The organism is Photobacterium sp. DNB22_13_2 (assembly GCF_052873915.1).
Genome location: NZ_JBNNXU010000012.1, coordinates 57,137 through 70,525, shown reverse-complemented (window position 1 = coordinate 70,525; position 13,389 = coordinate 57,137). Strand labels below are relative to the sequence as shown.

Below are 13,389 nucleotides of genomic sequence, written 5' to 3'. Positions count from 1 at the left end.
AATTTCTACGTAAAAAAGGATGGTTATGATTGATTTGAAACGGGTGATTAACCTTGAAGAGACAAGCACCAAGACTGGCTTGATGTTACTTGGCAGTGCTGCCGTAGGTTTACTAACAGGCAACAGTGATCTCGTTACCGTGACTATCGGTGAGTCTGGTGCGCAATTAGGCGGCACAATTCCAATGATTGCCGCCATGTTTATCGGCCTGTTCGACACGGTTCGCCGGGAAAAAGGCTAGGGGGCTTGTGTGGGAGAGCTGATCAAATTGTTCAGTGAGTTGGGGGTGACGCCCCCGACGATGATCATCTGTTATTTGCTGTTTCGGTCTGTTAAGGCGCATGAATCCGTATTGGGTGAGCTTAAGAAAATGTTAGCGCAGCATGAGAAACGTATTCTCAAGCTTGAGTGGCTCAATGATAAAACAGATGTAAATTGATAACAGCCACATTTTATCGTTATTAAACATGATATTATAAATTTGAAATGCATAGAGTTTTATAGTGTTACTCTCATATATACATGTGGACAATAATGAAAAATAAATCATTCAAGTATGGCATTGTTGCAATGTCAGTTGCCCTAATGGCAGGATGCCAAACCACGGGAAACAGCGCGGATAACCTTTATAATCAATACAGAGCTAAGCCAAATAATAAAGCGTTTGCGATTGGAACCAACAATGTTGCTGGCGCAGCTTGGGGATCTCCAACAACATCTGAGGCAATAGAACTAGCGAAGAAAACCTGTATTGATTCAGGTGGTAATAATTGTAGTGTGACAGAAGTCAATGGGCGTTCTGTCTCTACACAATCAGAATCATCGACAGTCAACAATTTTAATATTGTTTCTCAGGGAACCGTTTATAGGGCAAACACTTACAAAAAAGGATCTGGATTTTTTGTAAACAGTGTCAATATCTTAACGACAAGTGACATGATTGATGATTGTGCGAAAATCAATTATGAGCGTTCAGGCCAATTGCTCGAAACAACAGTTGTCCGTGTAGATAAAAGAAATAATATTGCTGTACTTAAAGCATTAACACCAAATAAATCTTACGCCACAATTAGCCTGAATAAACAGACCATTCAAGGTGATCGTGCATATACCTATGGCTATGTTCTTTCAGATGTAGTGAATTCTAAAACGCCAACGTACCAAGGTAAAATCACAGATGGTATCATTAGCTCGGCATCAGGCAGCAAAAATGATGTCAGGATCATGAAAACAACGAATGCAGTTGATCAAGGTAACGTTGGTGGACCGGTAATTGCCGAGAATGGCGCAGTTATTGGTTTGGTTACCGATGGCGTTAAGAAAGAATCAATCAAGTCATCGATGTTTACGATTTTCCTAAATGAATCAAGCATTGACTATAAAACGACTTCAGATAAAAAGTCGCTAGCGCCTTCAAAAATAGCCGAGAAAAGTAAGCAATTCTCTGTACCGTTGGTTTGTTTGAATGAAGCATAAAGAATACTAAGCCCGCAATCGCGGGCTTTTTTACGCCTGAACAAAGGCTAGGGAGCGGATGCTTGTTTCTTGGCATCCGCTTTTTCCTTCGCTCTACGGTAGGCTTTCTTTTTGTCTTTGGTGATCGTTTCTTCCCGAGGTTGCTTCAAACGTCGGCCACCACGGAACGGCAATGGCGTAACCACGTTGGTTCGCACGGGTACATAGTCCAGTTCATACATTCGGCTTAACGCATGGTAGCGATCATAACGAATGGCCCAAGAGTCCAATTCTTTGGGACTGAATTGGCGACCCTCGGGGGTAATGATGATGCAGCGATCTTCATCAACCCGGAAACCTTGCCAGCGGGTATCATCGGGCAGATAGCCACGGGCACGGATAAGCAGGAGTTTTTCGGCCATCGGGTTAACGTCAATTTTTCCCGTGAGCCATCGTTTGACGGTGATTGGCCGGACGTGAAACCACGCGGAAGCCTCAGCGATGTTGTCGAAGTGACGCCAGAACAGCTTGACGAAGGATTCATGTAGCATGATGTGCCTCGCAAAATTTATCGTTTATAAAAGTTATTTCCGATTAATCAAACGCTGGTTGATAGAGCACGCCGATAAAACCTAGCCAACAACGCCAACCGGACGAAACCGAACGTTTGTGGGCATAGGACGTTAACCAAAGATGGACAGGATAAAAAGCAGCAGGGTTCGATTTAATTAACTGTTTCCAAAGCATTTTGAGACTCCTTAAAGTGAAGTTTCGAAGCTGACACAAACGTCCTAATCGAATGTTAAAAAAAGACACCTCAGTACGTATTATGTATATTATGTTAAATAAGATGTGTGGCTATCTGTATCTCTTACTTGTCGTATTTCCATTCTAACCTACTCTTTACCATGTTCTTTTATTCCTCTCTTCAATTACAGTGTCACTTCGTGCTATTTAACAGTAATGCTTATTTACCATAAAGTAGATAATTTGCAGATAAGCAAAATGCCTTGCGCAAGATGCGTGTGTCAGTTTGCTATCGTGAAAATTATCTAATAAAAAGCCCCAAGCAAAATGCTCAGGGCTTTTGGTTGTTAGTTGGCTTGGTAATCCTATTAACCGCCAGCCAGTTTCACTGTGTGGCCTTTTTTCTCAAGCGCGGCTTTGAGAACGTCACGCTTATCGCCTTGGATTTCGATGTTGCCATCTTTAATCGAGCCACCACAGCCGCATACTTTTTTTAGCTCAGCAGCAAGCAACTTCAGTTGTGCATCTTCAAGGTCTAGGCCCGTAACAATGCAAACACCTTTACCTTTACGGCCTTTTGTTTGACGCTGAATACGAACAATGCCATCGCCAGTTGGACGTTGTTGAGTTGGCTTGTCTTCTTTGATCCGGCCTGTTTCTGTTGAAAATACCAAGCGGCTGTTGTCGTTCATGGGATTATCTCGTTAAATTTGTTGGAACTGTGAACTAGGTAATATCTTGTGATTTCTCATTTGCTTATCACCTGAACCACAATAATATCAATATTAGGTACTGTAACGGAAACAGATATGATTAAAAATGTAATTTTTGATTTTGGCGCAGTTTTATTTGAATGGAATCCTGCAAAGATCGTGTCTACCTTTACAGATTCTAAGGATGAGCAAACCCTATTGCTCGAACATGTACTTCAACATCCAGACTGGGTGTCGCTGGATCGTGGTACAATGCTAATGGCTGAAGCGATTCCTCGCTGTGCCGCCCGAGTCAATCTACCCGAGTCCAGGATGGAAGACTTTTTCGAACATATCCAAAGTAATCTACAGCTCATTGATGACACTTACGATTTAGTCAATCAAGTTCTTAGCCTCAACTACTCAGCTTACTTTCTGACTAACATGAGCAGCGCTTTTTTTGAAAAATTGAATGAGCACCATGGTTTGTATCAGCTGTTTGACGGTGGATTAGTTTCGGGTAAAGAGCTAACCATTAAACCTGAAGCCGAAATTTTTGAATTACTTTGTCAGCGTTTTGATATCGTGCCAACAGAATCACTCTTTATTGATGACCAGCCCAAAAATATAGATGCAGCAAAAGCCCTGGGATTTGAGGTCTTCCTCTTTAAATCACCTGGTGAAAGCTGTTCAGATATTCGTAATTTGCTAAAAATTAACTAGAATTTTTCATAACAAGATGAGATTCATATAACGTTCATCTGATAAATGGCATATTGCCCTTAGTTTGTACCTAATAGTCAGGAGTTTTCGTGAAAAAACTTTTTATCCCAGCAATGTTGTTCTTCTCTGTTATTGGTTCCAATCTTGCCATGGCTGAATCAAAAAGTGACGATTCGAAATCGATTGTAGGTCAGGTCGAGACGATTAAAGTCTATGACTTAGAAATGGATTATCTTGCTCGTATTGATACCGGCGCCGCAACGACCTCGATACATGCTAAAGATATCAAAGTCATTGGTGATGAAAGTGACAGTGATAATATGCGCGATCATCTGGGTCATACCGTTGAGTTCACCTCCGTCAATGAAAACGGCGAAGAAGCCCAATACAAAGGTAAAATTGTTAAAGTGAGTAAAATCCGTAATGCCCAAGGCGTTGAGCGTCGTTATTCAGTAGAAATGGATTTAGGTTGGAACGGTGAGCATAAAACAGTCGCAGTTAACCTTCGTGACAGAAGTAAGCTTGAATACAAACTGTTGATTGGGCGTAACTGGCTTGAAGGTGATTACCTAGTTGATGTCGAAAAGCTCGATGAAAATGACTAGTTACTATGAATTAGCTCGAAAATAATGAAAACGCCCTACTCTGGGCGTTTTTTTAGCGACTATAGGAATATTATTTTTGCTGCATTTTAGTTATCACGAGGTCTAAGTGCTTTTTAATTGCAGTCGGCGATCCTTTTAATAGCTTCGTTCCAAGAATCACATACCAACCATTTGGCTCTCCGTTATCATTGATTAACTTGAACCCCTTGTAGTCCTCGACTTTTTGACTCGCTTTCTCAGTTGAACTCGCAACAATAAATTTTTCGGGTGGCATAAACGTCTGCATGTCATACCACCAATCAATACTTTTCTTTACTAGCGTAAGTTTACTGATAATGGTGTTTCCATTGATGGATGTTTTCCAGCCATCCGGTGCTCCTGAGGCATTTTCAATATTGTGGCCTCTGTGGAACAGTCTTTTTTTCATTTCTGCCTCGTTTGGTTGAGCCATAATGAGCCTTATGATTATCATCAGTATTCTTAAATATAAGCATCAAAATCTTTAATTGTCTGCTTATTAGGCTCATTAGTGTTACATTTGTGCAATTATATATGAAGTGCGTCGAATTCTATATTAGAATGTTAGAGATAGTAAATTATAGTGCACTAGGAGTTATGTCATGGCTAAAGAGATTCCGCCGATTCAAAATGAAGCTGATTGCTTGTCCAGTATTCAACGTTTCCGTCACCACCAGGAATCAACAGCATTACTTGATGAATTGACTCATAGTCAATATGCCTCAAATACGCTGATCTCTTTCAAAAATGACTGGAATAACTTTTTAGTTTTTTGTAGTTCTGAGCACATCCCTTCGCTGCCAGCAAAGCCGGATACCGTGCATCGCTATATTGAGCAAATGGCGAAAAGCCGAAAATTAGCTAGCCTAAAGCGTTACATTGTAACCATATCACTTATTCATCGCTGTCATAATTTAAGTGACCCCTGTGCTAAAGCAGAGATTCGACTTGCCATGAAAAAGCAACAACTGGACAAACACGACGATTACCAGAATGCAGCTCCTTTCCGTGATGAGCATCTTCAACAGCTGTTAGATAGTTTCGAACTATCAACAAAGCCTAAAGATATCAGAGATTTGGCTATATGGGCAGTGATGTTTGAAGCGATGCTGAAACGTAGTGAACTTGCTGCGCTGTATGTGGATAATTTATACATACATAGCTCGGGTTTGATAGATTTGGAGGTCGGTTCGACAACTATTTCATTGAGCTCTATCGCGTCTAAAGCCTTACAACGCTGGCTCGTTATTGGCATGATTACGGATGGTTTTGTGTTCAGGCGTATCGACCGACATAGCAATATCGGTGATAAGCCGTTAGATCACTCTTCGATATATCGTATTTTCCGCCGAGCCAGTGATGAATTAGGTTTAGGTGACACTTCTCTATTTTCAGGGCAGTCTCCACGTGTCGGTGCAGCAAAAGATTTGTCCGATGCCGGTATGTCCATAATCGATATTCAAGAACAAGGCCGCTGGAAAAGCCCCGCTATGCCAGCTCAGTATGTTGGACAAACTGATCGACATGAGAAAGAAGTTAATAAGTTTATTAAACCTAAGCCCTGGGAAAAATAGATATTTAATATGAATGATGGTAAGAGTATATTTAGTTCACATTGAATAAAATTATAGTGCATTAGATATGGCTAACAAGTTACTACCGCTTAGGTTCATCAGTCCAATGTTCACTATAATCCGCCGCTAAATTGATCGGGGTTGTGACCCGTTCAAATAATGAGTGTAACGGCTCCATATTGCCAAAATAACCTGCTTGGTTGGCTTCTACCCACTCCTTCAAACTGATCCCCTCCCAGCAGATTTCATACCCAGCATTAATAGCAAGGATTTCAAAAAATATGCGCTGTACTCGGCCATTGCCTTCTCTAAACGGGTGGATAACATTCAACTCACAATAAAAGAAGGCAATTTTTTCTATGAAGTCATTAAGCGTCAAATTACATAGGTGATCTTGGTTAGCTAACTCGGTTAATAGTTTTTTAGATTCACGTTCAATGTTTTCCCAATGACAAAAGCGGGTTTCCCCCTTGGTGATATCAACCGTACGCTGTAACCCAGCCCATGGATAGAGATCTTGAAAGAGAATTTGGTGGATTTGTTTAAGGTAATCGAAAGTGAAGTTATTGAAGTCAGGCTCAAAATGACTAGCTCGTACTCGAGTGAAATCTCGCTCAGCCGCTTCTAATTCATCCTCATCATGGATATTGAGCAAGTTGATCAGAACTGTGCTGTTTGGATAGCAATCTGGGTCTTTATCAACCCCGTATTTATCTGGCATATTGTCCTTTCAGCTTTTTAATATGTTCAATTTCAGCCAGTACGCTATCGTTTTTATCACTCTCATCAGCCTCTAGATGGATACCTTCTAGTCGTAAACTGGCTCGATAGTTCTTTCCCTGCAACTGCTTAAAGCGCTGCCTCTTTTGATCATCCGTTAACATTAAGTATATGTCGCCTCATAATTGTTATCTTTGCTGGCGTGCTCTATCTGAAGTATAGCCATTTTTACTCAAGTGACTTCAAGCAGGTTGGGTATACTACAGGTATAAAAAAGCCGGGAAAACCCGGCCTTTAAATTACTTCACAGCATTCATTATTGCTTGTTCTAAGAAGCCTTTGAATGTATGACCATGATTCTCAAGCATCTTAGGAAACATGGAAATCGGCGTCATACCTGGGAAGGTATTGATTTCGTTTAGAAGAATTTCGCCATCTTCACCCAAGAAGAAGTCAATTCGTGACAAATCTTTAAGCTTCATATGTACAAAAGCTTTGCGGGCATATTCACGAATGTCTTCGACTTGTGCTTCCGTCAGGTTGATCGCTTCAACTGAAGTCGTTGAATGGCTGTCAGCACTGTACTTCTCTTCATAGGTATAGAACTGATCGTCAGGACAAGACACTTCGCCTGGCTTGGTAATAATTAGCTCACCATTATATTCATATGAAGAAATTTCTAATTCACGTGGCTTAATGGCTTTTTCAATCAGCACTTGCTCAGAGTAACCAAAAGCAGCATTCACTGCTTCAGCCAGGGCTTCTTTTTTAGTGACACGGTAACACCCTACCGATGAGCCTTGGCTAGCTGCTTTTACAAATACCTTTCCCCACTTATCAAAAGCGTCTGCCGCCTGAAGATGCGATTCATCACAGTTTTCACTCAGGAAAACATAGGGCGTATTAGGGATACCTAGCGCATCAAACCATAGCTTAGTCGTAATTTTATTAAAACAATTGGTGCTCGCTTCAGCGCCACAACCTAGATACGGTAATTTGGCCATATCTAGAAATGACTGTAGGTCACCGGTTTCGCCAGGGAAGCCGTGAACACACGGAATGACATAATCAACATTCTGTTGTTCTTCACCCTGATGCAACGTGCGATCTAGGGTTAGATGGCAAAGTTGGCCTTGTTGATTAAACCAGCCATCAGTGTTCATTTCTAATCGGGTATAGGTAATGTCGTCAATCTGCTTGAGCTGCTGTTCAATATAATTTGCAGATACTAGAGAGACTTCGTGTTCGGCGCTTCCACCGCCACAGAGTAATAAAACGTGGATTGAGCTCATTATCATCCCTTGTCTAAAGTTCTTCCTTAATAGTAATAAAAAAAAGGTGACTATTGCACCTCATATCTCTCTTTATGGCTATTTCTTTCGATAATTTAACAATAAGCAGTCATTCGAGCTAAGGTTAGCTCACAATGAGTGATATTGGTTTGCAATAAGCACAAAACCCACAACCTCATCATGTATGATTGTGGGTTTTGACAACAGACCAACTACGGTTGCTAAGGCTGTCCTGATTGGTTTATCGTTAGTTCAAACGTGTTAACTTCGGTGAGGGAGAGGTTTTAACTTCATCCATATCACGAATGAAAGGCCCGAACTCTTTAACATCTCTTGGTAATGCCTCAAGAGCCTCACGCGCTTGTTCTTTAGTGTCAAAATTTCCATATAACAAAGTATACCAAGGCACACCATTAAGTTGCTTCGTGTTGGTCCATACAGGTTGATCCGACGGTAGCTTATTCATGTAAGTCACAAAGCCTTTGTTATGACTTAGCGCCAAAACCTGTATTGAGTAACCTGCCTTAGACAGTTGTAGCTCTGAAGCTTTATCCTCTTCAGCTGCTTTCTTTATGACGTCTGTCGCTGTTGCTTGATCAGCACTCTCGCTGTTGGAAATAGCATCCTCTTCCAATTTAGCCAAAGTCTCTGGCTCAACTTTCTCCTGAAGATATATTTCTTCTTGAGATGAAGTAATAATCTCAGTATTTTCAGAATCTGAAGCGCACCCAGACATTGCCGTAACTACGGCCAATATGGCTAGTTTTTTCATTATTTCTCTGCCAAACAAAAAATCTAGTCACATTCTGCCGTCGGAATTTCAACCATTCAAGCCTAAGTTTACGTTAGATCAAAAACTATATGCCCTGCATCACAGGAATTAGAGGTAAAATACTTCTGCATTCTTTCGTTTTATTGGAGTTCAACATGGCCGATCCTCACATTAAGAGCGACCTGGATAATCTGGATAAATTAACAGTGATCCTATATCGCTCAGCTCTTACGGCCGCTGCCGGTATAATGTCTATTCTCGCATGGGAAGTTGATGTGGGTACAACGGCACTTGTCATTGCCGCCATTCTTGCCACGACTACGGTACATATTTACGACAAACGCTTCCGTTGGTTGATTCTTGGAAGTGCGCTATTCGCTGTTGTTTGGTTGTTGATAGGTCTTTGGGCACCTCTGGCCCTCGGCGCAGCGTTATTTTCATTCAGTGCCCTAGCCATTAAAGAGTATTTCTGCTTTCAATTAAAACCTTTATTGCTCACCCCTTTGGCGTTGGCTGGATATTGGTTTTGTTTAGTGTTCGACCAGGCACAAATTAGTATCGCATTCAGTATGACAGGCGCCATTTTGCTTGCCGTTGCCGCGTTTTCAAAATGGCGTATGCCAATGCATTACGATATCGGCGATAAGTCCAAGTACCAAATCTAAATCCGCTATTCGACATTTCATTTTGTGGCAAAGGACCTGCCACCTTCACTTCCTCACCTAATTCATTGATATTAGGCATTGATCACAGCTCCTACACTTTAGTCAGAAACTCGCTGTTGCTTTCGTTAAACTCAGTTGAAAGCATTGCGAGAGAGTGTGATATGGACGGATTAGACAAACTGTTAAAACCTAAGTCAATTGCCGTGATCGGTGCCTCGGATAACCCAAACCGAGCTGGTAATGTGGTTATACGTAACCTTTTATCTGGTTCTTTTCATGGCCCCATCATGCCAGTTACACCTAAGTATGATGCAGTAGCTGGCGTTCTCGCCTACCCAACCATTGAAAGTCTCCCTCGTATTCCAGATTTAGCCATTGTTTGCACCAACGCCCATCGTAATGTCGACATTATTCGCCAGTTAGGTGATAAAGGTGTAAAAGTTGCCATTGTGTTGGCTGCGGGTATGTCCACTATTGTGAAAGAAGGTAAAACAGAAGAGCAACGAATGTTCGATGTTGCCCGACAGGTCGGTATGCGTTTGGTCGGGCCTAACAGCATGGGGCTGATTTTGCCATGGATTAATCTTAACGCATCCTTTTCTCCAATAGCCGCCAACAAAGGTAATATAGCCTTCATTTCTCAATCTGCAGCGGTATGCACCACCATTTTGGATTGGGCCAAGAATAAAAATGTTGGGTTTTCAACATTTCTTTCCCTTGGTGATGCCTGCGATATCAATTTCGCCGAGTTACTTGATAACTTATGCCGCGACAGTAAAACCGAAGCCATACTGCTTTATATTGATTCAGTGAAAGATGCACGACGATTTATGTCTGCAGCTCGAGCCGCTGCACGTAACAGGCGGATCCTCGTGGTAAAAAGCGGCAGAACACCGGCAGGCAGCACAGCAGCATTCTTGCATACTGGATCACCCGCTGGGCTGGATGCTGTTTATGACGCCGCCATTCGTCGCTCAGGTATGTTAAGGGTAAACAATACTCACGAACTGTTCGCCGCTGTTGAAACACTCGCCCACTCAGTCCCATTGCGTGGAGAACGGTTGGCTATTTTGACCAATGGTGGTGGGCCGGCAATCATGGCTGTCGACGCGTTAGCAGATCGTGGCGGTAGGCTTGCTCAATTAAGTGAAGAGACCACCAGCAAGCTTTCAGCTATTTTGCCGTCATGCTGGCCTAAGGCAAACCCAATAGACATCATTGGCGATGCCGATATCAGTCGCTACGAAGAAGCGGTCAAAATCCTACTCGATAGTGACGACTTTGATGCATTGTTGATCATGCACTCTCCTTCCGCTATTGCTACGGGTAACGAGACCGCTCGCCGTTTGGTTGAAGTGCTTAATGCTCATCCCCGAACCCGAAAATTCAATATTCTGACCAATTGGGCAGGTGAAGATGAGGCTGTCTTTTCTCGAAAAATTTTCACAGAAGCCGGCTATCCCGCATACCGAACACCAGAAAGTGCAGTGTCTGCTTTCATGCATTTGGTCGAGTACCGACGAAATCAAAAGCAGCTAATGGAGACACCTGTATCATTTGGTGAGACCAAGGCCAACCCAAAACACGTACATGACGTTGTAAACCACCTTTTAGCACAAGGCGTCGCCCAATTAGAAACTCACGACGTTAGGCCGGTGCTCGAATCCTATGGCTTTAATACTCTACCAACCTGGATTGCTGGTGATCCTGCTGAAGCCGCACATATCGCCAACCAAATAGGCTATCCCGTTGCTGTGAAATTACGCTCGCCTGATATTCCCCATAAATCAGAGATTCATGGTGTTCTGCTTTATTTACGTACGGCGGAAGAAGTGGCTAATGGCGCGCAAGCGATCCTTGATCGTGTGTCATTGGATTATCCTCATGCAAGAATCGATGGTCTTTTGGTCCAGAGAATGGCAAAACGTGCCGGCGCTCAGGAACTTAGGTTATCCGTACACAACGATGATGTCTTTGGTCCTGTCATCTTGTTGGGAGAGGATATGGGAGATTGGGACATTCATAAAAATGCCGCTGTAGGCATCCCGCCATTAAATATGGCGCTAGCACGTTATATGGTCATCAATGCGATCAAAACAGGGAAAATTACCCAGCGTAACTTGCCGGAGAAAATAGATATCCCTGCGCTATGCCGCCTGTTGGTAAAAACGTCTCAATTGATTATCGATTGCCCAGAAATTGAATCATTCGATATCCATCCGTTACTTGCCGCAGGCAATGAAATGACGGTAATTGATGCTTCGATGACACTTTGTCATTTCAAAGGCAACCGCCAAGAACGTCTGGCTATTCGTCCATATCCGAAAGAGCTTGAGGAAAACGTCGCCTTAAAGACTGGTGAGCGGATATTGCTTCGTCCTATCTTGCCCGAAGATGAACCTCAGCATGCAGAATTTATAGCCAAAGTCTCTGTTGAAGATCTTTATAAACGTTTTTTCTCTGACGTGGGAGAATTCAATCACGAAGCGCTAGCAAACTTTACCCAGATAGATTACGACCGTGAAATGGCCTTTGTCGCGATACAAGAGACCACAAATGGCCAAGGAGAGATTGAAGAAACTATTATTGGGGTTACTCGTGCTCTATCCGACCCTGAAAATATCGAAGCCGAATTTGCCATTCTTGTGCGATCTGATCTTAAAGGTGTTGGGCTAGGCAGTATCTTAATGAATAAGATCATTCGGTATTGCCGAGAAGCAGGACTGCAGCGTATTACCGGTATGACCATGCCTTCTAACCGAGGCATGATCATGCTTGCTCAAAAAGTCGGGTTTGAAATCGATATTCAAATGGAAGATGGTGTTGTCGAAATGTTACTGCCTCTTAAGCAGTAATAACAAACCGAGTTACGGAAAGGTAGCAGCATGACTATACTGCTACCTCTTATTCTTTTAGAACAATGACAACATCACAATCTTCATCGTCAATTTTTGCACTAAGCTGATGAGCCTTGTTAATTGCTAGCCTGTTTTTTCCAAATCGATGTTATATGCTGAATACACCATGATTTTGCTTTCCCCATTCGGCTGCGGTTCCAAGCAATCACCAACTCAAGTTCATTAACGGGATCGTCACCAATAACCACCAGTTCCCCACTTTCAATGGCTTCTTTCGCATAACTGTAAGACATGGTTGCAATACCTAATCCAGCTTTCAACGCATTTAACTTGTCATGCATTGAACCCACGGTCAGTAATGGCTGATCATCAAGAATGTTATAAGTAATAGGCGGTAAATTGCGTGCCGTATCGGCTACGGCTATGCCTCGGTATTGTTTGCGAATGACCGGATCAAGTGGGTATTTATGCTTGTGAATAGGATGATCAGGGTGTGCAACCCAAATAGTATCTAATGTTCCTAATGTTTGAATTTTGACTTCCGGTGGTGCAACAGTTGGCGCTGGAGCGATAAGAATATCAGCACGATCTTGCGCCAATGCTTCCCAACAACCAGCCAATATTTCTTCCTGGAAGCGCACCCGTGTTTTACTCTGCTGAGCAAGTCCTTCCACCAGCGGAAAAAAGACATCCACTTTAACCAAGCCATCGTAAGCAATCGTAATATCAAGCTCCCAGCCATGGGCCAATGCACTGGCATCAGCAATCATTTCATCAGCAGCGGTTAGTAGCAGTCGACCTCTTTCAAGTAGAAGATACCCTGCTTTGGTAAACACCGCTTTATGGCCAGAACGATCAAAAATCACTAAGTCCAAGTCTTGTTCAAGCTTTTGAACTTGGTAACTCAAAGATGAAGGCGCCCTGCCTAACTCTTCCGATGCTGCTGCAAAACTACCTCGCCGCTCAATAGCATCGAGAACCATCAAAGCTTCAAAAGACAATAGCTTGTTCACCCTCTCTCCTTGTTATATTGGCCTTTGTAATAGCCTTGTTGATATAGCAGCTAGCATACACATTTATGTGATTCATCGTCACTATCAATTTTTGTCTAAATCCGTCAATTTCCTTATTATTTACAACGCGATTTTGACTTTATCGTAGCAAGATCACCCTTGAAGCCCTCGCGATAGGCCATACTTATCGATAGTAGATCATTGATTAGGATACATTCATGATATTCAGCGTCTTATTTCGTATACCCGCTTTCC

At 42.5% G+C, this 13,389-nt stretch carries 17 protein-coding genes; 8 read left to right on the top strand and 9 right to left on the bottom strand.

Features of this window, described 5'->3' with window-relative positions; all coding sequences use genetic code 11:
- The first annotated feature begins 25 nt into the window (after positions 1-25).
- From ACVA58_RS17295 to ACVA58_RS17285, 3 genes are all read left to right on the top strand, one after another.
- Positions 26-241 (top strand): hypothetical protein, encoded by a 216-nt coding sequence (locus ACVA58_RS17295; protein ID WP_446511618.1) that lies wholly within the window; start codon positions 26-28, stop codon positions 239-241.
- A 9-nt stretch (positions 242-250) separates the two neighbouring features.
- Positions 251-439, top strand: a complete 189-nt coding sequence (locus ACVA58_RS17290; protein ID WP_446511617.1) for a hypothetical protein — start codon at positions 251-253, stop codon at positions 437-439.
- A gap of 95 nt (positions 440-534) precedes the next feature.
- Positions 535-1,476, top strand: coding sequence for a trypsin-like peptidase domain-containing protein (locus tag ACVA58_RS17285; RefSeq protein ID WP_446511616.1), 942 nt, complete (start codon positions 535-537; stop codon positions 1,474-1,476).
- A gap of 47 nt (positions 1,477-1,523) precedes the next feature.
- Here the strand turns inward: ACVA58_RS17285 and ACVA58_RS17280 are convergent, their stop codons facing one another.
- The 3 genes from ACVA58_RS17280 to yciH form a co-directional block, all read right to left on the bottom strand.
- The gene (locus tag ACVA58_RS17280; protein ID WP_446511615.1) at positions 1,524-1,877 is read right to left on the bottom strand and encodes a phage protein; all 354 of its coding nucleotides are present in this window, start codon (positions 1,875-1,877) and stop codon (positions 1,524-1,526) included.
- Between the two features lie 172 nt (positions 1,878-2,049).
- Positions 2,050-2,202: a hypothetical protein gene (locus tag ACVA58_RS17275; RefSeq protein WP_446511614.1), complete on the bottom strand. Its 153-nt coding sequence runs from the start codon at positions 2,200-2,202 to the stop codon at positions 2,050-2,052.
- A 368-nt stretch (positions 2,203-2,570) separates the two neighbouring features.
- Positions 2,571-2,894, bottom strand: a complete 324-nt coding sequence (gene yciH, locus ACVA58_RS17270; RefSeq protein WP_446511613.1) for a stress response translation initiation inhibitor YciH — start codon at positions 2,892-2,894, stop codon at positions 2,571-2,573.
- 117 nt (positions 2,895-3,011) lie between these two features.
- Between yciH and ACVA58_RS17265 the strand changes: the two genes are divergently transcribed.
- Positions 3,012-3,617, top strand: coding sequence for an HAD family hydrolase (locus tag ACVA58_RS17265; RefSeq protein ID WP_446511612.1), 606 nt, complete (start codon positions 3,012-3,014; stop codon positions 3,615-3,617).
- Positions 3,618-3,730: 113 nt separating this feature from the next.
- Entirely contained in the window at positions 3,731-4,222 is a 492-nt protein-coding gene (locus tag ACVA58_RS17260; RefSeq protein WP_446511714.1) for an ATP-dependent zinc protease family protein, read from the top strand.
- 70 nt (positions 4,223-4,292) lie between these two features.
- Here the strand turns inward: ACVA58_RS17260 and ACVA58_RS17255 are convergent, their stop codons facing one another.
- Entirely contained in the window at positions 4,293-4,673 is a 381-nt protein-coding gene (locus tag ACVA58_RS17255; RefSeq protein ID WP_446511611.1) for a DUF3319 domain-containing protein, read from the bottom strand.
- Between the two features lie 169 nt (positions 4,674-4,842).
- Here ACVA58_RS17255 and ACVA58_RS17250 point away from each other — a divergent pair, with 169 nt between their 5' ends.
- Positions 4,843-5,814 (top strand): tyrosine-type recombinase/integrase, encoded by a 972-nt coding sequence (locus ACVA58_RS17250; RefSeq protein ID WP_446511610.1) that lies wholly within the window; start codon positions 4,843-4,845, stop codon positions 5,812-5,814.
- Between the two features lie 82 nt (positions 5,815-5,896).
- Here the strand turns inward: ACVA58_RS17250 and ACVA58_RS17245 are convergent, their stop codons facing one another.
- From ACVA58_RS17245 to ACVA58_RS17230, 4 genes are all read right to left on the bottom strand, one after another.
- Positions 5,897-6,535: a putative adenosine monophosphate-protein transferase Fic gene (locus ACVA58_RS17245; protein ID WP_446511609.1), complete on the bottom strand. Its 639-nt coding sequence runs from the start codon at positions 6,533-6,535 to the stop codon at positions 5,897-5,899.
- Positions 6,525-6,698, bottom strand: coding sequence for a YhfG family protein (locus tag ACVA58_RS17240; protein ID WP_446511608.1), 174 nt, complete (start codon positions 6,696-6,698; stop codon positions 6,525-6,527). Before ACVA58_RS17240 ends, ACVA58_RS17245 begins: the two co-directional genes overlap by 11 nt.
- A 135-nt stretch (positions 6,699-6,833) precedes the next feature.
- Complete coding sequence (locus ACVA58_RS17235; protein ID WP_446511607.1) at positions 6,834-7,826, bottom strand: D-alanine--D-alanine ligase; 993 nt, start codon at positions 7,824-7,826, stop codon at positions 6,834-6,836.
- 247 nt (positions 7,827-8,073) lie between these two features.
- A complete protein-coding gene (locus ACVA58_RS17230) occupies positions 8,074-8,598 on the bottom strand; it encodes an SPOR domain-containing protein (RefSeq protein WP_446511606.1) in 525 nt (174 codons plus the stop codon).
- A 155-nt stretch (positions 8,599-8,753) separates the two neighbouring features.
- Between ACVA58_RS17230 and ACVA58_RS17225 the strand changes: the two genes are divergently transcribed.
- Together ACVA58_RS17225 and ACVA58_RS17220 are read left to right on the top strand one after the other, a co-directional pair.
- Complete coding sequence (locus ACVA58_RS17225; protein WP_446511605.1) at positions 8,754-9,263, top strand: DUF2301 domain-containing membrane protein; 510 nt, start codon at positions 8,754-8,756, stop codon at positions 9,261-9,263.
- A 161-nt stretch (positions 9,264-9,424) separates the two neighbouring features.
- Positions 9,425-12,118: a bifunctional acetate--CoA ligase family protein/GNAT family N-acetyltransferase gene (locus ACVA58_RS17220; RefSeq protein ID WP_446511604.1), complete on the top strand. Its 2,694-nt coding sequence runs from the start codon at positions 9,425-9,427 to the stop codon at positions 12,116-12,118.
- Positions 12,119-12,237: 119 nt separating this feature from the next.
- Here ACVA58_RS17220 and ACVA58_RS17215 read toward each other — a convergent pair whose 3' ends face one another.
- On the bottom strand, positions 12,238-13,134 hold the full coding sequence (locus ACVA58_RS17215) for a LysR family transcriptional regulator (protein ID WP_446511603.1): 897 nt from the start codon (positions 13,132-13,134) through the stop codon (positions 12,238-12,240).
- Positions 13,135-13,389 lie beyond the last annotated feature (255 nt).

Coding starts and splice junctions, on each gene's coding strand:
- ACVA58_RS17295 (WP_446511618.1), top strand. CDS start 26: ATGATTGATTTGAAACGGGTGATTAACCTTGAAGAGACAAGCACCAAG.
- ACVA58_RS17285 (WP_446511616.1), top strand. CDS start 535: ATGAAAAATAAATCATTCAAGTATGGCATTGTTGCAATGTCAGTTGCC.
- ACVA58_RS17280 (WP_446511615.1), bottom strand. CDS start 1,877: ATGGCCGAAAAACTCCTGCTTATCCGTGCCCGTGGCTATCTGCCCGAT.
- ACVA58_RS17275 (WP_446511614.1), bottom strand. CDS start 2,202: ATGCTTTGGAAACAGTTAATTAAATCGAACCCTGCTGCTTTTTATCCT.
- yciH (WP_446511613.1), bottom strand. CDS start 2,894: ATGAACGACAACAGCCGCTTGGTATTTTCAACAGAAACAGGCCGGATC.
- ACVA58_RS17265 (WP_446511612.1), top strand. CDS start 3,012: ATGATTAAAAATGTAATTTTTGATTTTGGCGCAGTTTTATTTGAATGG.
- ACVA58_RS17260 (WP_446511714.1), top strand. CDS start 3,731: ATGTTGTTCTTCTCTGTTATTGGTTCCAATCTTGCCATGGCTGAATCA.
- ACVA58_RS17255 (WP_446511611.1), bottom strand. CDS start 4,673: ATGGCTCAACCAAACGAGGCAGAAATGAAAAAAAGACTGTTCCACAGA.
- ACVA58_RS17250 (WP_446511610.1), top strand. CDS start 4,843: ATGGCTAAAGAGATTCCGCCGATTCAAAATGAAGCTGATTGCTTGTCC.
- ACVA58_RS17245 (WP_446511609.1), bottom strand. CDS start 6,535: ATGCCAGATAAATACGGGGTTGATAAAGACCCAGATTGCTATCCAAAC.
- ACVA58_RS17240 (WP_446511608.1), bottom strand. CDS start 6,698: ATGTTAACGGATGATCAAAAGAGGCAGCGCTTTAAGCAGTTGCAGGGA.
- ACVA58_RS17235 (WP_446511607.1), bottom strand. CDS start 7,826: ATGAGCTCAATCCACGTTTTATTACTCTGTGGCGGTGGAAGCGCCGAA.
- ACVA58_RS17230 (WP_446511606.1), bottom strand. CDS start 8,598: ATGAAAAAACTAGCCATATTGGCCGTAGTTACGGCAATGTCTGGGTGC.
- ACVA58_RS17225 (WP_446511605.1), top strand. CDS start 8,754: ATGGCCGATCCTCACATTAAGAGCGACCTGGATAATCTGGATAAATTA.
- ACVA58_RS17220 (WP_446511604.1), top strand. CDS start 9,425: ATGGACGGATTAGACAAACTGTTAAAACCTAAGTCAATTGCCGTGATC.